Origin of the sequence: Hymenobacter sp. BT730 (genome assembly GCF_030542105.1) — a bacterium.
Taxonomy (GTDB): domain Bacteria; phylum Bacteroidota; class Bacteroidia; order Cytophagales; family Hymenobacteraceae; genus Hymenobacter.
This window is the reverse complement of the sequence record NZ_JAUOFB010000010.1, coordinates 1-23,661: the sequence shown is the minus strand read 5'-3', so window position 1 is coordinate 23,661 and position 23,661 is coordinate 1. Positions and strand designations below refer to the sequence as shown.

25 protein-coding genes are annotated in these 23,661 nt (G+C 58.9%); 9 read left to right on the top strand and 16 right to left on the bottom strand.

Annotated elements, in window-relative coordinates; translation table 11 throughout:
• Positions 1 to 166: 166 nt before the first annotated feature.
• Together Q4G72_RS17115 and Q4G72_RS17110 are read left to right on the top strand one after the other, a co-directional pair.
• The gene (locus Q4G72_RS17115; RefSeq protein WP_303312650.1) at positions 167 to 724 is read left to right on the top strand and encodes a GNAT family N-acetyltransferase; all 558 of its coding nucleotides are present in this window, start codon (positions 167 to 169) and stop codon (positions 722 to 724) included.
• A 564-nt stretch (positions 725 to 1,288) separates the two neighbouring features.
• Positions 1,289 to 1,945, top strand: a complete 657-nt coding sequence (locus Q4G72_RS17110) for a CatB-related O-acetyltransferase (RefSeq protein WP_303312649.1) — start codon at positions 1,289 to 1,291, stop codon at positions 1,943 to 1,945.
• Between the two features lies 1 nt (position 1,946).
• Here Q4G72_RS17110 and Q4G72_RS17105 read toward each other — a convergent pair whose 3' ends face one another.
• The 5 genes from Q4G72_RS17105 to Q4G72_RS17085 form a co-directional block, all read right to left on the bottom strand.
• The gene (locus Q4G72_RS17105; protein WP_303312648.1) at positions 1,947 to 2,078 is read right to left on the bottom strand and encodes a hypothetical protein; all 132 of its coding nucleotides are present in this window, start codon (positions 2,076 to 2,078) and stop codon (positions 1,947 to 1,949) included.
• A gap of 309 nt (positions 2,079 to 2,387) precedes the next feature.
• A complete protein-coding gene (locus Q4G72_RS17100) occupies positions 2,388 to 3,143 on the bottom strand; it encodes a hypothetical protein (protein ID WP_303312647.1) in 756 nt (251 codons plus the stop codon).
• Positions 3,144 to 3,408: 265 nt separating this feature from the next.
• A complete protein-coding gene (locus Q4G72_RS17095) occupies positions 3,409 to 3,981 on the bottom strand; it encodes a cysteine hydrolase family protein (protein WP_303312646.1) in 573 nt (190 codons plus the stop codon).
• Positions 3,982 to 4,175: 194 nt separating this feature from the next.
• Positions 4,176 to 4,943 carry an MBL fold metallo-hydrolase gene (locus tag Q4G72_RS17090; protein WP_303312645.1) on the bottom strand — a complete coding sequence of 256 codons (768 nt, stop codon included), beginning with the start codon at positions 4,941 to 4,943 and terminating at the stop codon, positions 4,176 to 4,178.
• Positions 4,944 to 5,029: 86 nt separating this feature from the next.
• Positions 5,030 to 5,608: a TetR/AcrR family transcriptional regulator gene (locus tag Q4G72_RS17085; protein WP_303312644.1), complete on the bottom strand. Its 579-nt coding sequence runs from the start codon at positions 5,606 to 5,608 to the stop codon at positions 5,030 to 5,032.
• Positions 5,609 to 5,945: 337 nt separating this feature from the next.
• Here Q4G72_RS17085 and Q4G72_RS17080 point away from each other — a divergent pair, with 337 nt between their 5' ends.
• The 3 genes from Q4G72_RS17080 to Q4G72_RS17070 all read left to right on the top strand — a co-directional run bounded on the left by Q4G72_RS17080 (position 5,946) and on the right by Q4G72_RS17070 (position 8,862).
• Positions 5,946 to 6,488, top strand: a complete 543-nt coding sequence (locus Q4G72_RS17080; RefSeq protein ID WP_303312643.1) for an NAD(P)H-dependent oxidoreductase — start codon at positions 5,946 to 5,948, stop codon at positions 6,486 to 6,488.
• A gap of 175 nt (positions 6,489 to 6,663) precedes the next feature.
• A complete protein-coding gene (locus Q4G72_RS17075) occupies positions 6,664 to 7,623 on the top strand; it encodes a GlxA family transcriptional regulator (protein WP_303312642.1) in 960 nt (319 codons plus the stop codon).
• A 60-nt stretch (positions 7,624 to 7,683) separates the two neighbouring features.
• Positions 7,684 to 8,862 carry a DJ-1/PfpI family protein gene (locus Q4G72_RS17070; RefSeq protein ID WP_303312641.1) on the top strand — a complete coding sequence of 393 codons (1,179 nt, stop codon included), beginning with the start codon at positions 7,684 to 7,686 and terminating at the stop codon, positions 8,860 to 8,862.
• Between the two features lie 263 nt (positions 8,863 to 9,125).
• Here Q4G72_RS17070 and Q4G72_RS17065 read toward each other — a convergent pair whose 3' ends face one another.
• The 4 genes from Q4G72_RS17065 to Q4G72_RS17050 all read right to left on the bottom strand — a co-directional run bounded on the left by Q4G72_RS17065 (position 9,126) and on the right by Q4G72_RS17050 (position 15,276).
• Positions 9,126 to 11,573 carry a TonB-dependent receptor gene (locus tag Q4G72_RS17065; protein ID WP_303312640.1) on the bottom strand — a complete coding sequence of 816 codons (2,448 nt, stop codon included), beginning with the start codon at positions 11,571 to 11,573 and terminating at the stop codon, positions 9,126 to 9,128.
• A complete protein-coding gene (locus tag Q4G72_RS17060) occupies positions 11,554 to 12,918 on the bottom strand; it encodes an HTTM domain-containing protein (protein ID WP_303312639.1) in 1,365 nt (454 codons plus the stop codon). The genes Q4G72_RS17065 and Q4G72_RS17060 overlap by 20 nt, the downstream gene beginning before the upstream one ends.
• On the bottom strand, positions 12,918 to 14,030 hold the full coding sequence (locus Q4G72_RS17055) for an imelysin family protein (RefSeq protein WP_303312638.1): 1,113 nt from the start codon (positions 14,028 to 14,030) through the stop codon (positions 12,918 to 12,920). Before Q4G72_RS17055 ends, Q4G72_RS17060 begins: the two co-directional genes overlap by 1 nt.
• A 94-nt stretch (positions 14,031 to 14,124) precedes the next feature.
• The gene (locus Q4G72_RS17050) at positions 14,125 to 15,276 is read right to left on the bottom strand and encodes a DUF4856 domain-containing protein (protein ID WP_303312637.1); all 1,152 of its coding nucleotides are present in this window, start codon (positions 15,274 to 15,276) and stop codon (positions 14,125 to 14,127) included.
• A gap of 296 nt (positions 15,277 to 15,572) precedes the next feature.
• Here Q4G72_RS17050 and Q4G72_RS17045 point away from each other — a divergent pair, with 296 nt between their 5' ends.
• On the top strand, positions 15,573 to 16,454 hold the full coding sequence (locus tag Q4G72_RS17045) for a Rieske (2Fe-2S) protein (RefSeq protein ID WP_303312636.1): 882 nt from the start codon (positions 15,573 to 15,575) through the stop codon (positions 16,452 to 16,454).
• 149 nt (positions 16,455 to 16,603) lie between these two features.
• On the opposite strand, the gene Q4G72_RS17040 is transcribed toward Q4G72_RS17045, so the two are convergent.
• The 5 genes from Q4G72_RS17040 to lgt form a co-directional block, all read right to left on the bottom strand.
• Positions 16,604 to 17,032: a hypothetical protein gene (locus Q4G72_RS17040; protein ID WP_303312635.1), complete on the bottom strand. Its 429-nt coding sequence runs from the start codon at positions 17,030 to 17,032 to the stop codon at positions 16,604 to 16,606.
• Between the two features lie 199 nt (positions 17,033 to 17,231).
• Positions 17,232 to 18,140 (bottom strand): cation diffusion facilitator family transporter, encoded by a 909-nt coding sequence (locus Q4G72_RS17035; RefSeq protein ID WP_303312634.1) that lies wholly within the window; start codon positions 18,138 to 18,140, stop codon positions 17,232 to 17,234.
• A gap of 311 nt (positions 18,141 to 18,451) precedes the next feature.
• Positions 18,452 to 18,757, bottom strand: a complete 306-nt coding sequence (locus tag Q4G72_RS17030) for a hypothetical protein (RefSeq protein WP_303312633.1) — start codon at positions 18,755 to 18,757, stop codon at positions 18,452 to 18,454.
• A 6-nt stretch (positions 18,758 to 18,763) separates the two neighbouring features.
• On the bottom strand, positions 18,764 to 19,339 hold the full coding sequence (locus Q4G72_RS17025; RefSeq protein WP_303312632.1) for an RNA polymerase sigma factor: 576 nt from the start codon (positions 19,337 to 19,339) through the stop codon (positions 18,764 to 18,766).
• An 80-nt stretch (positions 19,340 to 19,419) separates the two neighbouring features.
• On the bottom strand, positions 19,420 to 20,424 hold the full coding sequence (gene lgt, locus Q4G72_RS17020) for a prolipoprotein diacylglyceryl transferase (protein ID WP_303312631.1): 1,005 nt from the start codon (positions 20,422 to 20,424) through the stop codon (positions 19,420 to 19,422).
• Between the two features lie 233 nt (positions 20,425 to 20,657).
• Here lgt and Q4G72_RS17015 point away from each other — a divergent pair, with 233 nt between their 5' ends.
• From Q4G72_RS17015 to Q4G72_RS17005, 3 genes are read left to right on the top strand one after another with little or no spacing between them, the layout of a single operon-like run.
• Positions 20,658 to 20,930: an ArsR/SmtB family transcription factor gene (locus tag Q4G72_RS17015; protein ID WP_303312630.1), complete on the top strand. Its 273-nt coding sequence runs from the start codon at positions 20,658 to 20,660 to the stop codon at positions 20,928 to 20,930.
• Positions 20,927 to 21,550: a mercuric transport protein MerTP gene (gene merTP, locus Q4G72_RS17010; RefSeq protein ID WP_303312629.1), complete on the top strand. Its 624-nt coding sequence runs from the start codon at positions 20,927 to 20,929 to the stop codon at positions 21,548 to 21,550. The genes Q4G72_RS17015 and merTP overlap by 4 nt, the downstream gene beginning before the upstream one ends.
• Before the next feature lie 12 nt (positions 21,551 to 21,562).
• Positions 21,563 to 21,796, top strand: a complete 234-nt coding sequence (locus Q4G72_RS17005) for a GDCCVxC domain-containing (seleno)protein (protein WP_303312628.1) — start codon at positions 21,563 to 21,565, stop codon at positions 21,794 to 21,796.
• 96 nt (positions 21,797 to 21,892) lie between these two features.
• On the opposite strand, the gene Q4G72_RS17000 is transcribed toward Q4G72_RS17005, so the two are convergent.
• Together Q4G72_RS17000 and Q4G72_RS16995 are read right to left on the bottom strand one after the other, a co-directional pair.
• The gene (locus Q4G72_RS17000) at positions 21,893 to 22,312 is read right to left on the bottom strand and encodes a hypothetical protein (RefSeq protein ID WP_303312627.1); all 420 of its coding nucleotides are present in this window, start codon (positions 22,310 to 22,312) and stop codon (positions 21,893 to 21,895) included.
• A 226-nt stretch (positions 22,313 to 22,538) separates the two neighbouring features.
• Entirely contained in the window at positions 22,539 to 22,958 is a 420-nt protein-coding gene (locus tag Q4G72_RS16995; RefSeq protein WP_303312626.1) for a hypothetical protein, read from the bottom strand.
• Positions 22,959 to 23,661: the final 703 nt, after the last annotated feature.

Below are 23,661 nucleotides of genomic sequence, written 5' to 3'. Positions count from 1 at the left end.
TAGTCAGAAACCACGCAAAAACGCAATTGAGGCTGCGTAAAAGAATTGTTGAATAGCCTTTTTAGCGAGGGTTAACTTCTATGAGCATCACGCAACAGAACCGCGCGGAGTTCTGCAACAGCCACGACCTTTCGCTGAACGCGCTGCCTAGTTGCTTGCCGGCGCTATGCAGCCAAGTGTCGGGGAGTACAACAACGCCATGGTCACACTCGCTCCGTTGCAACGGGAACACGTTGCTAGTTTCCTTCAGTGGCTCCGCGACCCGGAAGTCATCGAATACTCCTTGTCGCAGTTCCAGTCCCTGCATACGGACGAAGAGATCGGGGCCTGGTTTGCCGCCACCCTCGCGGAAGACCGCGGCCTCACGCTGGGCATTTATACGCACGAGACGAACAAGTTGATCGGCTACGCGGGCCTGGTAGATCTTTCGGAAACCAACCAGTCGGGCGAGTACTTTATCCTCATCGGCGACAAAGCTTGGTGGGGTAAAGGTGTGGGCACTGCCGTCACGAAGCAGGTGCTGGCACTCGGTTTTACCCAGCACCGGCTCAATCGGATCATGCTCACCGTGTCGGAGCCCAACACGGGCGGGGTCAAGGCATATGCCAACGCCGGCTTTGCTGTGGAGGGGCGCCTACGGCAGGCCTGCTGCCGACGGGGCCTCTTTCACGACAAACTCGTCATGGCCGTGCTAAAAGAAGAATGGGAATCGCGGCCCGCTTAAACGGATAAGTGCCCGAACCCTGTCGAACTCCTCCTTTTGCCTTTCGGACCGTGGATGTTGCAGAACTCTCAGTTTCGTATTGCGAACCCGGTGGACGTGCGCTTCCGCCAACAGAAACGCGGCTTCAGATCCATTTTAGGGTCTTTCCACCCGATCGCCGCATGACTGGAACTCTTCTCGAGGAGTTCTGCAACAGCCACTACTATTACGTTAAGAGAGAATACCCAGAAGATCATCGGCCTAGTACTCATCTCGTGGAGTCGAAAAATCCAGTTTGCCCAGGCCCGGGAAAGCGGCTCGTTGCGCGTGTACGAACCTCATCCCTTCGGCCAGTTTCCTAAACGTTGCATCGTCGACGCGTTTCGTCAACTCGCATGGCCCGGCAGCGGCCCACGGGCACCTGGTGCGGGCCAGCGGTCAGGCGTTTAACAAAAGCAGCCCAATATTGTAACGATCTAGCCATAGGGCTAGACACTTTTACCTCTGCGGGCTCAGCGGTGCTTTGCTTGCTAGGCGGGATGCGTCCGGTTACCTTTGCCACCTTCCCTCATTCGGTCTGCCCTTATGCCCGTTGTTGCCCCCTCCACTGTCTTTCCCTTGGCCGGTTACGAGCGGTTGTGCTTCCTCAAAAACATAATCACCCACCCCCAGATTACGGTCGGGGAGTACACGTACTACGACGACATGGAAGATGTGCACCGCTTTCAAGAGCACGTGCGCTACTTGTTTGACTTTACGGGCGACCGGCTGACGATTGGCAAGTTTTGCATGATTGCCTCGGGCGTGGAGTTTCTCCTGAACGGCGCTAACCACCTGACCGAGGCCGTCAGCGCCTACCCCTTTGCTGTTTTCGGCGGGGACTGGGCCGGAGCCATGGACGGCAAGTCGTACCCGACGAAGGGCGACACGACCGTGGGCAACGACGTGTGGATTGGCTACCGGGCCACGATCCTGCCCGGCGTGCACATCGGCGACGGGGCCATTATTGGCGCCCATGCCGTGGTGACGCGCGACGTAGCCCCCTACACCATCGTGGGAGGCAACCCGGCACAACTGCTTCGGCCACGGTTTGACGAAGCGATCACGGCCCAACTAGTAGCTATAGCCTGGTGGGAGTGGCCCATCGAGAAGATTACCCGCTATGCCCCGCTACTCACGGGTGACCCTGCTCCCTTTTTAGCCGCTTTGCACGCCGACGAGCTTATCGGCACCGACTGCTAGTTCAGCGAAAGGGTAGAGAGGGCTTGCCAAACAGGGCCACAAGCGGCACCGCATCACCCCATTCCGGGTACGCGTTGCGCGGGGCTACCTCGGCGCCAGCGGCGTACCGGGAGGCAACGAATTCTTCCGTCATCCGCCGTGATTAGGTGGTCTAAATAAGGCGGATGGCCTAGTCCTGATAGAGGGGTAACAACCTCCACGTTCACGAAACCAGTCCAATAAGTAAATCTTATGTTTTCATAGGAGGAGGTTCCCCAAATTCAACAGAATGTGAACGCCCTACCCTTGTTTTGGCTAAAGGTGTTCATATGGGTTCTGGGGCACCTATAAAGTGTTCTAACGAAAGCATCTATGAATAGGAAGTGGTTTCAAGGTGATGGGCCAAAGGCTTCTTCCGTAATGGAAGTGGCAACAGCGCGTGTCTTACTTACTTCTTTGGGGCTTATTTCAAATGATATTCTGCTTTCAATTCCTGAAGCAGGGCCGTGGCGTTTCCCTGCAGTGCCTCTAGAAAGAAAATGGACGCCCGATTGGCTGACTGCATTTGCTCGGCCTTCAGAATCAACAGATTGCGGTGGTATGCACTCAGGCGCACGGGGGCAAACCGACGGGTGGGGCGATGCAGCACCTCATAAAAATTATGCGGGTTGGTGGCATACAGGCTGCGCATATCTCCGGCATTAAACCACTGCGCCTCCAGGGTATAAAAGTCGTCGATGCCCGCCGAGCCTGCTAGCGCCATGGCCTCATAGCGACTGTATAAATTGTAGTAATCCGACAGCCGCTTATATAAGTCCACTTTCTTGAAGTAGCGGAAATTACCCGAGCTCACTAGCTGCTTATAGGTCACATCCTGGGCGGTAAATACATCGAAGAGAAACAGGACCCGCTCATAGTAATAGAGCAGTTCATTGTGTTGGGCTACGGTGTTCTGCTCCAGGATTTGCTGCAGGCTGTCGATTTTCTGCCCGGCCCAGCGCTTTTCCTGCAGCGTACGCCGGATGGTGAAAGTGTCGATGCGCAAATCGTTATACAGCGAGCGAGCATATTCTTTCTCCCGTTGCCCTTCCACGTAATGCTCCCGCGTGTTCTCGGCAAAGAAGCTCAGAGTGACGGCCAGAAAAATCATGCAGAATTCCAGCAGGTACTCTTTCCACTTCTTTTTATGATGACCGCCGGTAGCATGAGGTACATCCATGGGTTGGGGAGTGTTGGGGTGGCAGTGACCGCAGGTAGGGGAGGAAGGGAATGTACCCAGAATACGGCATATTCTGGGTAGCAAAGCACAGGAATTTGCCCTAGGGTTCTGCTGGCAATTGGGGTAGGTGGCCAAGAAGTAATTTGGCAGCTTTCTGCCATATAGAGCTACCATGAACGATGCCCTTTAAAGCCTAGATAATCCAGCAGACAAGTACCTGAGTGAGGCCAACATTGCGCAGGCGGCTGAACATCCCGCAGATCACTTAAGTGAGTGCCCGACGCCATTTTGCTAACCCCTGGTCGGTAGTCAGCACGGTGGCGAATTCCCCGTGTAAACTAGCCAAGGCGGTTTGGTGGATTACTTCCGCGGAATAGCGCTGCCCGTCGAAGCCCGTTTTATCAAACGCCGCCGTAGCATCCGCCATGAGATAGGTTTCAAAACCCAGGTTACCCGCCATCCGGGTCGTGGTCGAGACGCAATGGTCAGTGGTCAGACCGGCGATGACGAGGACGTGAATGTTTTGCGCTTCCAGGTGCGCCTGCAAGCCAGTGCCAATAAAAGCGCTGTTTACAGATTTTGAGAACACCGGTTCTCCAGCCATGGGCAGTACCTCGTCTTTAAATTCGTTGCCGGGCTGTCCTTTGCGCAACAGGGAGGTCGGACTGGTGGAGTCGTGTTGGATGTGTAGGACAGGCCACCCCTGTTCCCGCCAGTGGGCCAGCAACCGTTGCGCATTCGCTTCGGCTTGGGGATTATTTCGATTTCCACCCCAGTACGCGTGGTTGTCAAATGCCTTTTGGATATCAATCAGTAACAAAGCAGGAGCGTTTTTCATGGTAAAATGGAGGGAAAATGTATTTCGAATGCGGCTTACCTAAGCCGCACGATTCATGACGAGAGCAATCAATAGGGATGAAGCAATGCCCTTTTCAGTTAGTCTAGGCAAACAAATAGTCTAGGCAAACAAAGCAACGAGGCGCTCAGACCCTGGATGGCCCCACTCTTTTTTATGCGCTCCAATACGGTGGCTTAGAAGGTGTAGCCCTCGCCGTCCTCAGGTATGAGTAGGCGGTCCGTCAAGGCGTGTTCGGCGGAGAATACGCGCAGCGCTTGGCGCGTGAGCGTCAACAGGTTCACCGACTCCATGTGGCTGGCGATGAGCGTGGCTTGGGGCGCCGCCTGATAGACCTGATAGACATCCTCAGCCCCCATGATGATGGAGCCCACCCCGAGGATTTGGGCATCGCCAGCGTTGAGGACCACGATGTCTGGCTGGAACTGCTGCAGGGTATCCTTCACGTACTGGTTCCAAATGGTGTCCCCGGCGATGTAGAGCGTCTTTTCTTGGGGATGTTGGAACACCACGCCGCACACCTGGCCCAGAAAGTCTCCCATCGCCCGAAGGGCATCATCCGTGCCGTGCTGGCCCAGCGTCTGTGTCAGCGTAATGCCCTGGAATTCCGCTCCCTTCAGTAAACGAACGTCGGTAAAGCCCTGCGACGTGAGTAACGCCCGGTCTTGTTCGTGCTGGGTGAAAATCGGCAGCTGCTTCGGCAGCAGGGCTTGGGCAGCCATGTCCCAGTGGTCCAAATGCGTGTGGGTGACGATGACGGCATCCACAGGCAGTAACGTCTGCAGGGGGACGGGCAACGCGACCGTGGGATTGGCTAAGTGGCTGTTGGGCGTGCCGGCCAGGCCGGGATAGATGCCCTGGTCGGCCAACATCGGGTCGATGAGGAACTTGGAACCCGCGTAGTCAAGGAGCAGGGTGGCATTGCGAATTTGCTGGATGTTCATGAATGGCTCCTCAAGAAGAGGCGTTAGATATTTTTGGACTGAACGGTCCAAAACTAGTTAAAAAAAACCAATTGCGCCCTACTCCTTCAGTCGAGGTTGGTCAGGAGCTGCCGTACTCGGTCGTCGAGGTCGCTGCGGGTATAGCCCGCTCGCGCCATTACCTGCAGCCCCGGGTAGGCTAGCGCCAGGAGGTTGGCCAGTTCCCGGGGACTACGGGTGCTGGTCAGGGACCCCTTGTGCTGCCCGCGTTGGATGATCCTTAGCAACGCCTCCTCGATGCGGCGAAAGTCTGTTAAGACCCGTTCGCGAATCTCGGGGTCGTGCGGGGCCATTTCGATAGCTTGGTTGATGCTCATACAGCCCAGGGCAGGTGCGGGGGCATCCACGTCGCCTAGAAGCAGGTGGAAAAAAGCCTCGATAGCGGGGCGAGCCGGCTCCTGCGCCAGCACTCGTTGCATATCGGTGGCCCGCTGCCGGCGATAGGCGTCGAAAGCGGCGAGGAATAACGCGTGCTTTCCCCCGAAAGTGCTGTACAGGCTGCTCTTGCTAAGCCCTGTCGCCTCGAGCAGGTCACTGAGCGAAGTCGCCTCGTAGCCTTTGTGCCAGAACACCTCCATGGCTTTGTGCAGGGCTTCGGCAGTGTTAAATTCTTGGGGGCGCGCCATGGGCTGGTAGATGTAGGAGTAGGGTCTCGACTGATCTTTGACGAGCTTGGGGTAACAGAAAGAATGATCTGACAACCTAGCACGCGGGCCAAGATACTTGCTGTATCCGACCTTTTACGCTGCGATTACTAATGCGTGACTACTTTGCATCAGCAATAAAGAGATTAATCATATCCTGGTTAAGGCGCCGAAACACCACCCCAATTCACGCCTAGGCCATGGTGGCGTATATGCTACCTCGCTCTCAATAGGAAGACCGCCCAAAAGCCTAGCCTTGTGAGCGGAGCGCTGACTCGCTGTTTTTTATCCCTTAGCCCCCTGGGCTTACTTCTGCTTGATGAACTTATTCGCTTTTTCCGGTAGTCCTACTCCCGGCTCCACTATCGGTCAATTGTTGCGGGCGGCCGTTGCGCTGGCCCCAAGCAGCCTGCGCGTTTCCGTTTTCGAAGAGAACTTGGGCCTGCCCTTATTCGACCCGGCCCTGACGGGCCCGGGCCTACCCGTGCCGCCCGCCGTGGCGGCGCTCCACCAGTGCCTGGCCGCCGCAGACGCCGTGCTCTTTGCTACCCCCGAATATGCCTATGGAGTACCGGGCAGCTTCAAAAACGCGCTTGACTGGCTGGTGGCCGCGGGTAGCTTGTACGGCAAGCCGACCGGCGCCCTGGGGGCCTCACCCTCGGCCGAAGGGGGTGCCCGTGCTTTGGCCAGCCTGCTGTCGACGCTGGAGGCGCTCGGGGCCGCCGTGCTACCCGCAGCTACTCTAGCTGTGCCCTTCATCCGTACCCGCCTGGGCGTAGCCGGCGGGCATCCAGCCGACCCCGTGCTCACCGAGGAGCTACAAACCGTGGTGATGACGTTGGTGAGGCAGTTGCAGGAGTGATTCGCGACTTCCGGAAATGCAACTGTAGCCCTGCCTAGCGCATCGAGTGGCTGCCGCCTGGTTGACTGCAACCATTGCGCCATCCCGGGAGGAAATGTCGTGGCTCAAAATGTCCGATGAATGGCCATAACCGGGGACTCCTGACCGATACCTTTGTTCGCATAACCTCCGGTCCATGAAAGTGCTGCCTCAAGTCGTCTTTGTCGTCCCGCCCACCGTCTATTTGCTGGACCTGGCGGGCCCGGTGCAGGTGTTCCAGGAAGCCGTTTTTCAGGGCCAGCCTTACCAGCTGCGTTATTGTTCCTATCAGGAAACGGTGGTCAGCTCGCCCGGCCTGGGCTTGGGGCCCTTGCTTTCTTTTGAGCAGGTGCCGATTGCACCAGGGGATTTCATTATGGTCGCGGGCCTGGAGATGGCGTATCTGCGCTCGGCCGCGTTTCGCCGGGAAGGACAAGCTTTGTTTGCCTGGCTTCGCACCCAGCAGGCACTGGGGGCCCGCATCGGTTCCATCTGCACCGGCGCGTTTGTGCTGGCGGAGGCCGGGCTGCTGGACGGCCGTAAATGCACCACCCACTGGCGGCGCCTGGCCGAACTGCAGGCGCGTTACCCCCGGGTGCGGTCGCAGGGCGATACGCTTTTTGTCGAAGATGGCGGTATTTATACCAGCGCAGGCGTGACCTCCGGCATCGACCTGGCCCTGTACCTGCTCGAAGAAGCGCACGGCCCGCGCTTTGCTACCCAAGTGGCCCGGGGGCTGGTAGTCTATTCCCGCCGTGGGGCCCAGCACGGCCAGCAAAGCATTTATCTCAATTACCGCCGGCACGTGCACGCCGGCATCCACCACGTGCAGGACTGGCTGGGGGAACACCTGGCCGTGGGGGCGACCTTGCCGATGCTGGCCGACGTGGTGGGCATGAGTCCCCGCACGCTGACGCGCACATTTCGCCAGGCCACGGGCATCACGATCCAGGCCTACACCACCGCGTTGCGGCGGGAAGTAGCCGATACGCTTTCCCGCAACCCGGCGCAGACCATGGAGGCTATTGCCGCCCAGTGCGGATTTAAAAATGTGCGGCAGCTGCAGCGCATCTGGGCCAGGCCCAAACCCGGTGGAGGGCATGCTCCCGCTGGCTAACTCTGGCTGGCCTACTGCCGTGGGCACTCGCTTTCTCCCTCCTTTTTTCAGTCAAGTAAGATGTTCCGAATTCCTTTTCTTCGCCCCCTCCTGCTGGGGGGGCTTGGCTTTGCCATCCCCTTTGCCCTGTGTGCGGCCAGTAGCTGCCAGCTGGCCGAGACGTCCGGGACACCCGCGCCTTTCCAAGCGGAGAGGACCAATCAACCTATTTCAGACAAAATTGCCCCGTATGTCGCCCGGTTTGGCCGAAGCCGTCCGGTCATTGCCGTGATCGGGGAAAACAGCGGGACGGAACTAACTGATTTTGTGATACCGTACGGAGTCCTCGCCCAGGCCGGCGGCAGCGAACTAGTGACGGTTGCCACGCAGCCTGGTGTGCTGCGCATGCGCCCGGCACTGACGCTGCAGCCGCAGGAAACCATCCAGGAGTTTGACGCCCGTTATCCTCAAGGGGCGGACTACGTGATTGTCCCGGCCGTGGTCAAAAGTGACGACCCGACCCTGGTGCACTGGGTCGCCGCGCAGGGGGCCAAAGGCGGCACCATCGTCAGCATTTGCGACGGGGCCCTGGTGGTGGCCAACAGCGGCTTGCTCGATGGGCATCGGGCCACGGCGCACTGGGCCACGGAGGGGATGCGGAAGCAGAAATACCCGGCGACGCAGTGGCTAACCAACGTCCGCTACGTGGCCGATGGCCGGGTCGTGTCGAGTGCGGGGATCAGCGCCGCCATGCCCACGGCCCTGGCCTTGGTGGAAGCGATTTTCGGCCTGGAGCGAGCGGCGGCCGTGGCCCAGGAAGTCGGCGTTACCGAGTGGGGCACGCAGCATAACAGCGATCGGTTTCACCCGCATTTCGGCGTCAATCTGCTGGCATTTGCGACAGTGCTGATGAGCAACCCCTGGTTTCATACCGCCGAACAGGTGGGAGTGCCCGTTTCGGCGGGCGTCGATGACCTGGTCTTGGCCCTCACGGCCGACGCCTACTCCCGCACCGGCCGCAGTCGGGCTTACTCCGTGGCGGCTACTTCTGAGCCCTTGCGCACGCGGCACGGCCTTACATTGGTACCGGACAGGGTACAGGGTGGCGCCCATCAGCTGGTCTGGGTACTGCCTGCCCTCCACGTCATGGCCTGGGAACCGCTGTTCACTCAGGTGCTGGCCGGTATTGAACAGCGCTACGGCTACCAGACGGCGTATGGCATGGCCTTGGATTTCGAATATCCCGGCTTTAAAAAATAAGACATTTGACAGGTGTTCTAAATGTTCTCTACCTGCCGGAACTTACGGGCACTTCCCAGATAAACTGATAAGTCCACTTATGTTTACTCAGGTGCTATGACAAACGAAACCTATTTTAATGAGGGCCTCTTTCCTGAATGTAGGCTTGAATCTTCGTTACAGAGTTGCGGTAGAGTGAGCTACTTATATTGTGTTCTCTGATGATCGGCTTTTAAGAAGTCACTCGATCTGACATGCACGAGAAGACTTGTTGGAGCCATACGCTACCACTTGGCAGCGACCGTCAGAAAGAAGCTGCGGCCATCGGAGGGCAGAATGCCGGGCCCCGGGTATCCGGTGGCCCGGCGGGTGAAATAGATGGCATTGCCTAGGTTGTTCACACTGCCTTCCAGTTTTAGCCAGCGCCGCTCCCAGGACACGGAGGCATCCAGTACTGAATACGCGGGAATGCGGCCCACCACAGCCGAAACACCGCCTTCCTCGGCATTGGTAGCATCGGTGTATTGCTTTGAAAGGTAAGTGACTTGCACCGATCCCTTGAATGGACCGTAGCCAGCCCGGGTGCCCGCTTTCAGGTTGACGGCCGGGACAAATTCGACCTGATTGCCTTTCACGCCCGCTATCTCACTTCGCGTGTAGCGTCCCCGAATCAGGGCCACGTTCCCGAAGGTGGCCAGCGACCACCGACCGGGCTCCGAGCCGGGATGCGCCACACGCAATAGGTCGGCTTCTGCATACGATTCCACACCCAGGATCAGGGCCCGCCCGATATTACCGCGGCGGCGTAGTACACGGTCGGCGGCGTCGTAGGTCTGCACCTCGCCAATGCGGTTCCCATACTGCAGGGCAAACCCGCTCACATCGTAGGTAAGCCACTGGCCCTGTTCCCCGCGCAGGCCCAGATCGGCCGAAAAGCCGCGCTCGTCCTGCAAGTTAGGGTCGATAACGGCCGAGGGGTTGGCGATGCGCATGTCGCTGAAGGTAATGGAGCGGTAGTTCTGCGAGATGTTACCGTAGAGCTCGCGGGTCTCCACCGGTTTGTAGCTCACCCCAATGCCCCCCAGCACGAAGCCGCGCGGGCTCACCCGCTGCTCGCCGATCTGGGTGATGGCGTCGATGTTACCGGCGTTGTCTCGTATCACATTACCATAGGTTCCTTCGGAAGTGGTGCGGATATACTCGTAGCGTATTCCCGGAGTCACGGATACCTTATCGCTCAGGTAGAAGATGTTCTCGGCGAACACGGCCACATTGCGGTTCGGAAAGCGAAAGTCGGAGAAGCCATTGGAGAACGTCACGCCCTCCGGGCCCACAAACCGAAAATCTGCATCCCGACCCGCAGGTCCGAAGCCCTGTACGCTGTGGTTATAGCCGTGATAATAACGGCTGCCCAACAAAAGCACCCCATTTTTACCACCCAACTGATAGCGGTTCAGGTAGCGGGCCTCCACACCATAGTTGCGGAAGTCACCTGTGATCAGATCGCGCAGGTATGTTTCATTGTCCGGCAGGGCAACCTGGTTCGGCCGAAATCCCAGTGACTTGCGCGTGGCCAGCAGTCCGAAGGTGGTCACATTGACGTTGGATTGGGGCGTCAGCTTCCAGTCAGCCGAAGCGTTAAACAAGTTCCAGTCCACCTGAAACCAATTGCGCTCCCGGTTCGACTGCCGGGCATCCTGCGCAAACTGGGCATCACTCAGCCCCCCAGGCTGCTGGGCCAGGTAGTCCATGTGGGTGAACTGCGCGCCGATTTTCAGGTTTTCGGTGAATTGGTAGCGCACATCGGCATAGGCTGTCTTGCTGTCAAAGTGTGAGTTGGGACGCCAGCCATCCCCCCGCTTATACTGGGCAAAAGCATAGTAGCTGAGTTTCTTCACCGTGCCGCTAACGCTGTTGAAGGAATTAAAGAAACCGTAAGATCCCACTGTCTGTCGCGACACGATAGAAACGGTTTTATCCGGCTCAGGCTGGCGCAGCTCGAAGTTGAGGAGCCCGCCAAATTGGGTGCCGTATTGCAAGGACGCGGCCCCGCGCACCAGCTGAATGCGCTTAATGGCCTCAATAGGCGGGGTGTAGTAGCTTTCGGGGTAGCCCAGGGCGTCGGCGGAGATATCGTAGTTGTTCTGGCGGACGTTGAAATTGGTGGTGCGGTTAGGGTCGAGGCCCCGGCCGCCGATGCTGAGCTGCAGCCCGCCCTGGTCGTTTTCCCAGATGTTAAGACCGGCCACCCGCGCGTATACCTGCCGGGCGTTGTTGGTAGCCAGGTTGGCCACCAGGTTATCGGGCACAATAACGTCCGACTTCTTGGCCGCAAAGATGGCAGTGCCTTCCACTTCGCGCAGGCGTTGCGGGCCGAAGCGGGACTGCGGGGCTTCAACTACTACTTCTTTTAATTGGCGCTCCCGGCGCGTGAGCGTGAAATCCAGGATGATGCCCTCCACTGGTACCTCCACTTCCGACCTTAAAGGCTCGTAGCCGATGGAGGAGAATTGCAGCTGCTGGCGGCCGGTCGGGAGCCGGGCAATCGTAAACCCGCCGGCAGAGTCGGTGCGAGCAATTTGGCGGGAGCCCTTCACGTACACTTCGCAGCCCACCACGGGCTGGCCCGTAACGGCTTCGCGCACGCGGCCCTGCAGACTGGCTTGCGCTATGGCTGAGAATGTGGAAATCACGCACACCACCAGGGTAACGCTATAAACCGGTAATCTCATCGTCGAAAGGTAAAATCCAGGGCTTGGGCCGCAGGTCATCCGACACCTGCGCCAAATCCACGGTAGGATCAATGAAAGCCTTGCCCAGGCGCCCGTTCAGGCTCACGTAGGCATCGGCATATACTTTGGGGTCGTGTACGCCCTGGTGGGCATAATAATCGCGCAGGTAGTGGGCAAACTGCACCAGCATGTCGGGCTGTGTGCTCATCATCTTTTCCTGCAGCACACTCAGGTGCTCGTCATTGTTGACCAGACGAATCCGGCCGGTGGCACTGTCCACTACCTTGAACTGGACCTGGCCCATCTTTTCCATCAGCATTACCCGCCAAGAAAAGCGGTACCCCTCCTCTGTCCAGAACAGTTCACGGGGGTAGAGCAAGTAGCGAAAGGGGAGGAGCAGCTGCAGCACGAAGAAGACCCCCAGGCTCAGGAGCAGCAGCAGCCGACTACGTGGCCCATATACCAGCGGCACAGCAGCCTGGGGTGGGTAGGCGGGCGACCCCCATATCTTTCGAAAGCGGTCCACCTGGCGCTGGTGCCAGCTGGCCGGGAAAAATACCAGCGCGGCCACGATCATGACGTAGGGAAACATGCCAATGGGGAAAAGCAAAGCCGTCAGCACGTGAAAAATCACGACAGTAGCGTAGGCCCAAGGCCGGGTACGGCTCCACAGCAAAAAGAAGGGCACCGTCAGATCGTAGAAGGCCCCAAACCAACTGAAGGCGAAAGCAACCCAGGGGAAATTAAACAGCGGCCCCACCAGGGGGAGATCATTTTTGGCGGGCAGCCAGATGCGCAAGGGCATGGCCTGCAGTAGCCAGTCGGAATTGAGCTTCGCCAGGCCAGCGTAGCAATACACAATACCTACCAGCAGGCGCAACGCATCCACTGTCCAGCGCGGGACCTGGTGGCGTCCGTGTCCCGGGTTGAAGTGAGCATCCAGCGAGAAATAGCGGCCGGCCGGCAACAGCAGAAGCAGGAACGCCGCCAGACTCACGAAGTAGTAGTGATTCAGGTAAGTGCTCTTGTCCATGAGCTCGATGTAGGTGAAGCTCACAAACAGGCCCAGCGCCGCCATGCGGTACCACCAGCCCAGGGCAACCAAGAGCGCGCACAGCCCACACAGGACAAACAAGCCGTAAGTGTAGGGCCCCAGCGGTTTCACCCACTCAAAGCCGTAATAGGTAAAGTAGAACTTGGGTTTCAGGTAGAGCTCCGCAATCCAGCCCTTAGCCCAAAAGCGGCCCACGCTCACCAGCACCAGCAGCCCAAAGGCCACCCGGAACGTGGCTAGCGGGGCCGCGGAGGTATACGTCTGGAAGTAGCGCCGAAGCCCCTCGCCCATTAGTCGCCGTCGTTGTCGACATAAGTCACCGTGATGCCCAGGGCGGAGGTCATGTCCACCTTAATCAAACGCACGGCCTTCTGCATCTCGTTGTAAGAAGCTACCGCATCGCCATTGCGCGCCGTCATGGTGGTGTACAAATCAGGTCCAAGCGAGCTAAGCTGCTGGTAGGATACCCCGAATTGCGTGTTGATAATGCTGGTTAGGCTCTGGCCCGTGCGGCTATCCTTGGCGCCGAGGGCATCCAGGTAGCTTTTCAGCGAAGGCTGTCCCGCGCGGCCGTTGAAAAACTGCTGCACCGTCGTGTGGGCCGTGGTAGCCAGCTGGAGGGGCAACTTGCCGCCCTGGTAGTAGGCCTCGATCTTTTCAGGCCGGGGCGTGCCGCTCATCGTGCCGGCGGGGATACCCACCTTGCCCGCCCGCAGGTAGCGCTCAAAGTAGAGGGAATAAGCGTTGATAACCCGTGAGAGCGACGAGCTGGCGTCAGTGCCGGCATTGTTCACGAATGTATCGCGGTAGGAGCCATTCCACTGACTGTATACCGTGCCGAAGGTCTGCTGCATCTTGGCGACCACGTCGGTCAGGTAGCGACGGTGATTTGCGGAAGACGCGTACTGCTGGGCAATGGCCGCGTCGCTGGGGGCGATGCCGTTGAGCAGGTAGTCCAGGGCTGGAAATCCCTGCTGGGGAATAGCAGTGGCCAGTTCAAAGTCATAGGAGCCTAAGCTAATGTTGCGGTCGATACCGGTCGCATCGGTCGGGTATATGTTGAAGTGGTTGCGCAGACTCACCGACTCAGCCGGCCCGAACTCATACAACTCTACCTTCTGCCACTCCACGTAGGCAACCTGCCAGGCCTGCCGGGCTTCCAGCAGGGTAGCCGTGCTCGGGGCGGTGGTGAAGGCAGTGGTAGCCGCCTGCAGGGCTGTCAGCTTTTCATTGAAACGCTGGTACCCCGGCTTGATCAGGCTGTCGGCCCAGTGTGTGAGCAGCGCTTTGCGGTCCAGGGATGTGTCCGGACCAGGAGTGCCGCCGCCCGGATCTTTCTGGCAGCTGAAGATGCCCACCGCTAGTAGCAGCAGGGTAAAGACAAACAGAAGTGTTTTTTTCATCAGGGCGGTTTTTCGCGGCGAAGGCCAACGGGCAAAGCAGCACTGGCTGCCTTACTCGTTGGCCTTAATTCCGCTTACGCAAGCGGGCCGAAAGTTACTGAATGTTAAACTTCGCTTTAATGGCGTTGATGGCTACGTCGGCCTGCGCATTGGTCAGACTCCAGGCACCCTGGTTGCCCGAGGTCAGGCCGCTGAGAATGCTGTCGGAGAAAGCAGCATCAGCACCATACTGACTGCAGAAGCGCAGCGAGTATACAAAGCCAATTCCTTCTCCCAGAGCATGCGCTTTGGCGTCCAGGGTGGAAGCTGATTTCCAGTTGCTTAGGTAGGAGACCGCCGCCAAGGCAATCGTTTTCTCCAGCTCGGTGCGGATAACGCTGGCCTGCGCTTTTACGCCAGCCGCGTCATTATTTACGATAGCGGCCCGACCCTGCAGAAAAGCCAGGTATACCTTGGGCGAAGCTGTACCATTTTTCTCATTCAGGTAGCCCGCCAGGAAGCGCTCACGCGGCGTGGCAGTGATGTCGGTAGTCATGATAGCATTAGCCGTCAGGAAGCCGTAGGCCAGATCCCAGTTGTGCTCCAGCTCCGAGTAGGCTTTGCCACTGACCACTTTGCTGTTATCGGCTTTCAGCGCGTTGTCGCTCAGCAGCACGTTATCGATCTGGTCGAGCAGGACGGCGCCGATCAGGGCTTTCTGAATGATCTGGTTTACTTCGTAGCCTTTCTCATCCACTAAGTAACGGCCCAGGCGGCCGGCAGTACCCGGGGTTGCCACGTTGTTCACTGACTGGCTGGCCGTGGCCAATTCCGTTATCTTCTGGTCTACATAGGAACGTACCACTTCCGCATTGTTGGTCGGGAAGGAAGCAGCCGTGGTGGTGCGCAGCTGCAGGCCCGAGGCGTTCAGCCCATCGCCGGTGAAGTAGCTGCCCGTGTTGGCATACAGCCCACGTAGCTTGGCTACATCAAGGGTCGAAGGCGTAGCTGGTGGGGCTACCGCCACCAGTGCCATGTAAGAGTTAAACTCGGAAAACATGTTCAGCCGCTGGTTCGAAGTCGTCAGGTCGACGGTCGACTGGCCGCTGGCGTCTTTGAAGGACTCCGTGTACTTGGAGGAAGCCGTCAGCGTGCTGGCATCCATTTTAGTGCGCAGCGCGGGGGCTGTTTCGTTGTCGTTTTTGTCGCAGGAAGAAAAGCCAAAAGTGAGGGCGAGCAGAGCTACAGGAGCGTAATGGCGGAGCATGTAAACAGGGTTAATGTAGAAGGGAGGAAGAATGGGACAAAGGTATAGGCTCTATTTGGAATTATTATAAATAGCGAGAAAATTTTTAGAAAGCGTCTAAATAGAGGGGCTTTTGGTTGGGTCGGTGGACAGCCGTAAAGCTCCAGGATGAGTTAGAATGGAATTGGACCATGAGGAGCCCCCTACCGGCATTGCGCTACATTCAGGTATTGTTTTGATTTATACTTGGATTTTTTTAACCCCGTAATGTACCTTAAGGTATAAAAGTTTCCACCAGCACTTAACTGTTCCGTCTGATGAAGTCTGATACCCTGATCGAGGCTATTACCCAACCCAACTGGCTTGACGCAGCCGGTGATGCCTTACAGCCAGCCGTGCTGCAAGCTTATAAAGCGGGTGGTGAACCCGGTAAGCAGTTAAAGAACTTCCTGCATGGCACCTGGCTCGGCCACCCGCTGCATCCAGTCCTCACCGACGTCCCGATAGGTGCCTGGACGGTAGCGGCTGTGCTCGATGGGTTGACGCTCACCGGCCAGCGCCAATTGGCACCGGGAGCCGATGCAGCCGTGGCCGTGGGGCTGGTGGGCGCATTGGGGGCGGCGGTGACTGGCCTGACCGACTGGACGGGCACGACGAAGAAAAAACGCAGGCTGGGGCTGGTACATGCGCTGCTGAATATTAGCGCCACCGCCCTGTATGCTACTTCTTTTGCGCTGCGTCGCCAGCAGGGCTCGCGTGGAGCCGCCATCGGCTTGTCGATGGCTGGCTATGGCATCTCCTCGTTCTCTGCCTACCTAGGCGGCCACCTAGTCTTTTCGCAACAGGTGGGTGTAGATCACACGGCTACTTCGGTCCAATATCCCCAGGACTTCGTGGCTGTGCTGCCGGACGCGGAGCTGGCCGAAAACACCATGCGCCGCGTCCAAGCCGGCCAGGTGCCCGTGCTGCTGGCTCGTAAAAACGGGGAAATATTTGCCCTTGCGCACACTTGTTCGCATTTAGGAGGGCCACTTTCCGAGGGAGAACTGCTGCCCGATGGCAGCGTGCGCTGCCCCTGGCACGGCTCCGTCTTCTCGCTGGCTGACGGCCGGGTGCTAGCCGGGCCGGCTACCGAGCCGCAGCCTACATTGGAGGTGCGCGTCACCGCGGGGCAAATCGAAGTGCGCCGACAGTCGTAGCGGCCGGCTCCGAGGCAGACAGGGACTCCAGCAACCGGGTGCCTTCTGGCTTCGCGTTTCTACTCAGAAGAGCAAGCCATGGCCGTGTGCCCGCCGTCTGGAGCGAAGGCTCTGCCAAGGCAGCGAATATATGGCCATGGTGCGTGTGCTTATAGCTTCTCCAAGTTAAGGTAATCGGTGCCCCCGTTGCCACCGCTCACGTCGGTCAGCTTCAGGCTGGTGCTGGTTTGCTCGACCACGTGCCAGTCATCGTTTAATTCCTGGAAGGGGGCCGTGTTGCCAAAGCTTAGGGTAAAGTGCGGGGTGTTGTCATCGTCGCTGCTGCGGGTGGACCAAGTGCCCGAGCCGGTGGGCGCGCTGCTGTGCACCGCCGTCACCTGGCCATTGGACAGGAATTGGAATTCGTAGCCCGCGAAAGTAGCCGTTTCATTACGGCTGTCTTCCTGCAGTAGCGTTACTTTCCACTTGCCCTGCTGCACATAGTCCTTGGCGGGAATGGTGGTTGGCGAGTTATCGTCTTTCTTACACCCGGCAAGGGTCAGCACGGCAGCGAAGGTCAACAGGCTAAAACGGTTCATGATGTAGATAAAAAAGGGGAAAGGCAGGGAGAATAGAAAATAAATGTAGGGGGCGTTTTTGCTTTCAAACGGTGGGGAACAGCAAAAAGTATGGCTTCTCCCTGGCTCCTGCTTGGTGCTGCCAGAACGGGTGGGACCACACCACCCAAAATGAGAGAAAGGGTAATTACATGGCGTGGGGTAAGATCAAAAAACGGGGCTACTCAGCCGGCTCAATGTGAACCAGCACATTGTACACCGCCGGCTTGGCTTGCTTAATGGTCGCCTTCACGGCCCCGGCAATGGCATGCCCTTCGCTTACACTGATAGAGCCGTCGACAATGACATGCAAGTCAGCGAAGTAGTCAAAGCCCATTTTGCGCACAAAGCACTTTTCAGTGGCCACTACCCCAGGCACGGTTTCGGCCAGTGCCTTCAGGTCCTCCGGCCAAGTGCCTTCAGGGGCCTCATCCATGATTTCCCCGAACGCCGGCCGGAAAATATGGTAGGCATTGTACACGATAAAGCCGCAGGCCACCAGCGCGGCCCAGTCGTCGGCACCTTCGTAGCCCTTACCCCCTAGCAGAGCGATGCTGATGCCGATGAAGGCGGTGAGCGAGGTAATGGCATCGGCCCGGTGGTGCCAAGCATCCGCCTTCACGGCAGCACTATCCACTTCCTGGCCCACGCGAAGCACCCGGCGGTAGAGTGCTTCTTTGATGGCAATGATAATGGCCAGCACTCCGAGCGTAAAGCGGGCCGGCAACGCATGGGGTGTTTGAATGCGCTGGATGCTTTCATAGGCTATAAAAGTAGCCGCGCCCATCAGCGCGCCAGCTACTAGAATGGCCGCTAGTGGTTCAGCCTTACCGTGGCCATAGGGGTGGTTTTCGTCGGGTTCCCGAGCTGCGGTACGTAGCCCCAGCCACACGATGCCAGAGCTGACAATGTCCGTAGCCGATTCAATGGCATCGGCAATGAGGGCATAGGAGTGGCCCAGCACGCCGGCTGTGCCTTTGCCCAGCACCAAGGCCACATTGGCTCCGATACCCAGCAGTGTGGAAGCTTGGCCGCGTTCAGCCCGTTCCCGATTAGTGATGGATGGGGGTAGGGAGGGAGTAGAAGTCATGGGGTGTACATAAATAGAGCTAGGGATACGGCAAAGGTCTGTTTCCTAGCTTGGCAGTAGCTACAGCCGACGTAAATTAATCTAGCAGCCATTCACGCATAGTTCTCCGCGTGGCCACCACAATATGACACTGACACTGGCCATGACGATTCACCCCCAATCAGCTCTAACCGTTCGGGTTTGAAGCCGCCAAAGTACCAGGTTTAGGCAATGGAAATATCAATGAATATAGCATAGCCCTGTAGAAGGTTGGATAGAAATGAGGCCACAGCCTTGCGGAAAGCAACCGGGGCGTGATGAAGAGATTCCAACTAGTACGCGGCAGCATAGGAGTTATAATCATCTATGGCCAAGGGCGCCGTCACCCGGTGCTGGCGGACGTAATGCAGGGCCGTGTCCGCGTTCAACGCTAGCACCAACGCACCCAGGAGCAAGGCGTAGACCGGGCGACGCAGCCAGGTGGGCAGCGCGGCCGGCTGAGGCTGCTGGGCGTCCAGCCGGGCCTGCAGGCGGGTGAAGAAGTACGGGCGGGGCTCCGCATGACTTGGCGAAGGCAGCGTGCGCAGCAGCGCGGTCCAGGCCGCGTCGTCTTCGGAAAAAGAGGGAGGTAGCGACATGGCGACTTAGACGAGATGGGGTTGGAGAAACTGGCGCAGGCGTTGGCGGGCGCGAAACAGCAACGACTCCACCGCCGGCCGGGTAGTGCCCAGCACGGCGGCGATTTCTTCGTAGCTCAGCTCCTGTTCGTGGCGCAGGGTAAAGGCCACCTGCTGGGAATCGGGGAGGCGGGCAATGGCGTCCACCAGCTGTTGCTGCTGTTGCTGGCCTTCGAGCAGGGCCTGCGGGTGGCGGTGGTCGGGTAGCTCGTGCAACACCTCGTGGTGGGCGCCCAGTAAGCTAGTCAGGAAGGCCAGGCGCTTTTTGGCGCGGGCCTTCTGCCGGTGTTTCAGGGCCCGCGAGGTGGCCAGGCGGTAGAGCCAGGTGCTGAGGGCAGCCTCGCCTCGGAACCGGTCAATGGTCTGGTAGACTTCCACAAACACTTCCTGGGCCACGTCTTCGGCCTCCTCCGGGGAGCGCAGCAAGCTCAGGGCCGTGCGGTACACGGGGCCCTGGTACCGCTCGACCAGCGTGCGGAAAGCCGCGGCCCGGCCCGCCTGCAATTGCGCTACCAGCTCGGGGTCGGTGGGGGAGCAGTTCAAGCGGGAATCGGAGGGAAGGCCATGGAACAAGAGGCGGGAAACAAAAAACAGTCGCGCAGTCAGCTCGATAGTAGGAGGGGTTACGCGTGGCTGGCGGCCGGTAAAATAGCGGGTATCTGCTCAGTTACCAACGACGCATCCGGTTCGCGGGGAGCATGTCCGTAGGGATTGCCCCTCCATTTGCCGGCGCGCAGCACCACCCACAGCCCCAGGGCAATCAAAGGCAGGCTCAGCAGTTGCCCCATGTTCAGTGGCAGTCCGTTCTCGAAGTCCACCTGATTTTCTTTCAGAAATTCCACGAAGAAGCGGAAGGAGAATAGCAGGGTGACAAACCAGCCGAAGAGCAGGCCCCGCGGCGTCTTTTCCTGGTATTTGGTCCATAGCCTGTAAAGTAGGGCCAGCAGCAGCAGGCAGAACAAGGCTTCATACACCTGCGTGGGGTGGCGCGGCACGGCCATGGCCATACTGGTCGTGGCGACGGTGCCCGCGGGCAGTACCTGCAGGGACGCCTCGTGGCTAACCGGGCGTTGCACCAGCACGGCCCCGGCCGGTAAGGGCGATACGGGCGCTTGCAGGTGCTCGGCATCGCGGGGGAAGGCCACCGCCCAGGGGGCCGCGGAAGGCTGGCCTACTATCTCGGAGTTCATCAGATTGCCCAGGCGAATGCAGGCCCCGCCTACGGCCACAACAATGACGATGCGGTCCAGTACCCACAGGTAATCGAACCGGTGCCGCCGGCTAAACAGCCACGTGGCCAGCAGAATGCCGAGGGTGGCCCCGTGGCTGGCCAATCCGGCCCAGGGAAACACCAAGAAGATCTCCAGCGGATGCCGGGCGTAATAGGCCCAGTCGTAGAACAGGCAGTGGCCCAGGCGGGCCCCCAGCACCGTGCCCAGCACCATGTAGATGGTCAGGGTATCCACCCACGGGAGGGCGACGCGTTCGGTGCGGTAGATATGGCGCAGCAGGAACGTGCCCAGCACAAAGCCGCTGGCAAAGAAGAGGCCGTACCAGGTCAGCTTGAAAATGCCGAAGTCCAGAATAACGGGGTTCACCGTCCAGGTGAGGGAAGTGAGTAGGGGCATGCAGAGAAGAAGGGTAAGGCCGTAACGAAAGGACCGCTACGGGACTGGAGACGAGAAACCCAAGAAGTAGCGGCTACCCCTTAGGTCCCGAGCCCGGCGAAAACTTGCGCCCCCACCCCACTTTTATTTTTTCGGGGACGGCGCCGTCATGCCGCTCCGGTGGGACTAAATAGAGAGTTGCTATTTTAGATTTTGCTTAAATACGAAACCGATACCTTTGTTAAAATTCCCTGATGACTACTTCCGCTTGTAGCCGGGTGTTCGCCGACCCCACCCACCTGGCGCAGTGCCTGCAGCAACCGCTGTGCGTGTGCGACCTGGCCGACGTGCTGCAAAGGAGCGGGTCCGCTATCTCCCAGCACCTGCGCAAGCGCAAGGACGGAGGCGTGATTCAGGACCGCCAAGTGGGCCAAACCGTATTTTACTCGCTGCCCCCCGCGCCGTTGCCCCTAATGCAGCCCTTACTGGCCGCGGCCACCGCTGCCCAAATCCCCTCCCTCCGATGAACCAGCCCGCTTCCCCTCCCTCCAAATCCCTGGCCGGAACGGGGCTGCTGGCGGCGTTGGCCGCTTCCTTGTGCTGCCTCACACCCTTACTGGCCATCGTCGGCGGGCTGGGCGGCGTGGCCACCTCCTCATTTTCATGGCTGGAGCCCTTGCGTCCTTACCTAGTGGCCCTGACCATGGGGGTGCTGGGCTTTGCTTGGTATCAGCAGCTGCGGCCCCGGCTGGCTGACGCCGATGCCTGTGGCTGCCCGGTGCCGGCCAGGCCCTCCTGGAGGCAGTCGCGCGGCTTTTTGGGCGTCGTCACCGTGCTGGCCGGTCTGCTGCTGGCCTTTCCCTTCTATGGCGCCCGGTTCTACCCGTCGACCACTTCCAAACCGGCAGTGGCCACCCGCGTGGCCCCGGTGTGGCAAACGAGTACCTACCGCATTGGGGGCATGAGCTGTGCGGCCTGTGCCCAGCACATCGAGCACGACGTGCAGCAACTAGCGGGCGTACAAAGCGTGCAGGTGTCCTACGAGCAGGGCACGGCGCAGGTACGCTTCGATGCAGCCCGTACCCCCGCAGCCCAGATCGAGCAAGCCATCAACGGCACGGGTTACGCCATCCTTCCCACTCCCTAAACGTCCTTCCCCGTGACGACGACTCCCTCTCCCGTGCCGCAGTTAACTTCCCTGCTTACCTGCCCCGTGTGCGGGCACCGGAGCCAGGAGCAAATGCCGACGGATGCCTGTCAGTATTTCTACGAGTGCTCGCATTGTCACACCGTGCTCAAGCCCCTGGCCGGGGACTGCTGCGTGTTTTGCTCGTACGGCTCGGTGCCTTGTCCTCCCATTCAGGTGGCTGGTCCCCAAGGTTGCTGTGGGTAAGCCGCTGCTCCGAAGCCTGCCATCCAGAAGCGGTGCGAACGTAGGAGGGGGTAAGCGGATATGTAGCCGGTAGGTACCGGTGTATGTATTATGCCCTTAGGACTTTACCGCCAACTGGCGCTGGAGCCAATCGATGGCTACGAGCTCCTCGGCAAAGAGCCGGTAGACGGGCCAGTCCGGCGCCTGCATCAGGATGTTGGTCGTGGCCAGCCGCGCAATCACATCGTCGGCGGGCAGCACGGCGCCGTACCGGTAGCCGGCCTGCCGCGTCGCCCGGGGCAGCCAGTCGCTCAAGGTCCAGTCCTGTTCGGCCGGGATCAGGGCCGGCATTTGTCGCTGGTCAATCAACGCCAAACCCGTGCCTTGCCGGGCCAGCAGCCGCAGGAATTGCTCCATCACGAGCTGAAACTCGGCCAATGTCCGGCGGTGGGGTTTCCACGTCAGGCGGATAAAACCCGTGGGGTCCGTCCTTAGCTCAGCGGCGGGGTGGTCATAGTCCAGTTTCAGCGACATCATGGCCGAAAGTAGGGGATAATCGGCTACGCAGCCCGTTTTGTTTTCGGCTAACGAGTTACCTGATCCTTTCCGTAGGCTCTTTCAGCGAATAGTACAACGCCGGGCCTCATCTCTTCCCGCCCCTGTGACAACCGACCGCTCATCCGGATACGGATGGACAATTCACGCCTTCATTTCACTTTTATGGCCCGTCGGTAGCATCCCCCCACCGCGCTGTTGCCGCTTCCTACTGGGCTTGTAGCCACCGAAGCGCCTCTGCTTCATCGTCAAATACCTGGGTCAGAAAGGGCCGCTCCTCGGCCAGCATGTACTCGACATACTGGCGCTGGGCCGGATCGTCGGCGAAGCGTCCATAAATGGGGTTAGCCGTTAAGATCGCCAGGCACAAAAGCTGGGGGGCCACCTGCTGGGAGGCAAAGGGATAAAAGGTCTGACTGGCCCAGGCGCTCAGGGCCGGATCCGTGCCTTCTCGCCGGCGCACATCCAGCAGCCAGCGCGCACAGGCATGCTGCTGGGCAACGGCCAGCATCGTGTGATAGTCTTCCTGCCAGACGGAGAGCTCCGCATCGGCATGCCAGCGCACAAGGAGAATCTCTAGATCCGGGCGATAGGTAATGGTACGGGTAGCAGGCTCCTGAGGAGGCATACGAGAGAATAAGGAAAGCGCGAACTCCGCCCAAAGGCCTGCGGGGCGTCTAGACAGCACCTAATTACAAAAAAAAGTATTCTTCCGTATCGTCGGCTTGGACAGGTACGCCTAGCGCCCCTTGCTATAACAGATGTTTAAAGGAAGGTATCCGATGAGCTCAACCGGGTGTCACATTTGTTAAACGTTCTTGGAAGAGCAGTGCCCATAGCGCCGATAGGTTCCGATAAAGTTTACCAACCGGAACCTACGGGAGCTTCCCCCTATCCGTTAACCGCTGCCAAGCCTTTTCTCCGGGCCCGCTCATGACTCGCGCGGAAAGGTTATTCGGCGGCGCCCCCCGCCCCCCCTCATTTTTCTTTTAGCCAGCCCTTCTATCGATTGTGGAAAACGACCGTGGACAAGTCTGGGGAAAACAGACGTTCCTATGCTTCATAGATAGGATATATAATAAACTACAATGTCGGCATTATGGCGTACCTAAAAAGCCTGTTTTTGCTCCTGATACGACAAATTGAAAAGCATTATCCAATGGCCTTTTAAGCAAAGAAGTGATCTAAGGTTCCTTCTAGGAGTTGCGCTTCCAGCGCTTTCTGGTAGGCCCGATTCAAACGCTGGTAGTTCTTGGAAGCGAGTAAGTCGTCCATCGTAAAGCGCGGGGTGGGGGCAACAGCTGGCGCCGGGGCAGGGGGCGATACCACCG

Bases quoted from the DNA above. Each gene is read 5' to 3' on its own strand.
- Q4G72_RS17115 (WP_303312650.1), top strand. From the start codon at position 167: ATGCAGCCAAGTGTCGGGGAGTACAACAACGCCATGGTCACACTCGCT.
- Q4G72_RS17110 (WP_303312649.1), top strand. From the start codon at position 1,289: ATGCCCGTTGTTGCCCCCTCCACTGTCTTTCCCTTGGCCGGTTACGAG.
- Q4G72_RS17105 (WP_303312648.1), bottom strand. From the start codon at position 2,078: ATGACGGAAGAATTCGTTGCCTCCCGGTACGCCGCTGGCGCCGAGGTA.
- Q4G72_RS17100 (WP_303312647.1), bottom strand. From the start codon at position 3,143: ATGGATGTACCTCATGCTACCGGCGGTCATCATAAAAAGAAGTGGAAA.
- Q4G72_RS17095 (WP_303312646.1), bottom strand. From the start codon at position 3,981: ATGAAAAACGCTCCTGCTTTGTTACTGATTGATATCCAAAAGGCATTT.
- Q4G72_RS17090 (WP_303312645.1), bottom strand. From the start codon at position 4,943: ATGAACATCCAGCAAATTCGCAATGCCACCCTGCTCCTTGACTACGCG.
- Q4G72_RS17085 (WP_303312644.1), bottom strand. From the start codon at position 5,608: ATGGCGCGCCCCCAAGAATTTAACACTGCCGAAGCCCTGCACAAAGCC.
- Q4G72_RS17080 (WP_303312643.1), top strand. From the start codon at position 5,946: ATGAACTTATTCGCTTTTTCCGGTAGTCCTACTCCCGGCTCCACTATC.
- Q4G72_RS17075 (WP_303312642.1), top strand. From the start codon at position 6,664: ATGAAAGTGCTGCCTCAAGTCGTCTTTGTCGTCCCGCCCACCGTCTAT.
- Q4G72_RS17070 (WP_303312641.1), top strand. From the start codon at position 7,684: ATGTTCCGAATTCCTTTTCTTCGCCCCCTCCTGCTGGGGGGGCTTGGC.
- Q4G72_RS17065 (WP_303312640.1), bottom strand. From the start codon at position 11,573: ATGAGATTACCGGTTTATAGCGTTACCCTGGTGGTGTGCGTGATTTCC.
- Q4G72_RS17060 (WP_303312639.1), bottom strand. From the start codon at position 12,918: ATGGGCGAGGGGCTTCGGCGCTACTTCCAGACGTATACCTCCGCGGCC.
- Q4G72_RS17055 (WP_303312638.1), bottom strand. From the start codon at position 14,030: ATGAAAAAAACACTTCTGTTTGTCTTTACCCTGCTGCTACTAGCGGTG.
- Q4G72_RS17050 (WP_303312637.1), bottom strand. From the start codon at position 15,276: ATGCTCCGCCATTACGCTCCTGTAGCTCTGCTCGCCCTCACTTTTGGC.
- Q4G72_RS17045 (WP_303312636.1), top strand. From the start codon at position 15,573: ATGAAGTCTGATACCCTGATCGAGGCTATTACCCAACCCAACTGGCTT.
- Q4G72_RS17040 (WP_303312635.1), bottom strand. From the start codon at position 17,032: ATGAACCGTTTTAGCCTGTTGACCTTCGCTGCCGTGCTGACCCTTGCC.
- Q4G72_RS17035 (WP_303312634.1), bottom strand. From the start codon at position 18,140: ATGACTTCTACTCCCTCCCTACCCCCATCCATCACTAATCGGGAACGG.
- Q4G72_RS17030 (WP_303312633.1), bottom strand. From the start codon at position 18,757: ATGTCGCTACCTCCCTCTTTTTCCGAAGACGACGCGGCCTGGACCGCG.
- lgt (WP_303312631.1), bottom strand. From the start codon at position 20,424: ATGCCCCTACTCACTTCCCTCACCTGGACGGTGAACCCCGTTATTCTG.
- Q4G72_RS17015 (WP_303312630.1), top strand. From the start codon at position 20,658: ATGACTACTTCCGCTTGTAGCCGGGTGTTCGCCGACCCCACCCACCTG.
- merTP (WP_303312629.1), top strand. From the start codon at position 20,927: ATGAACCAGCCCGCTTCCCCTCCCTCCAAATCCCTGGCCGGAACGGGG.
- Q4G72_RS17000 (WP_303312627.1), bottom strand. From the start codon at position 22,312: ATGATGTCGCTGAAACTGGACTATGACCACCCCGCCGCTGAGCTAAGG.
- Q4G72_RS16995 (WP_303312626.1), bottom strand. From the start codon at position 22,958: ATGCCTCCTCAGGAGCCTGCTACCCGTACCATTACCTATCGCCCGGAT.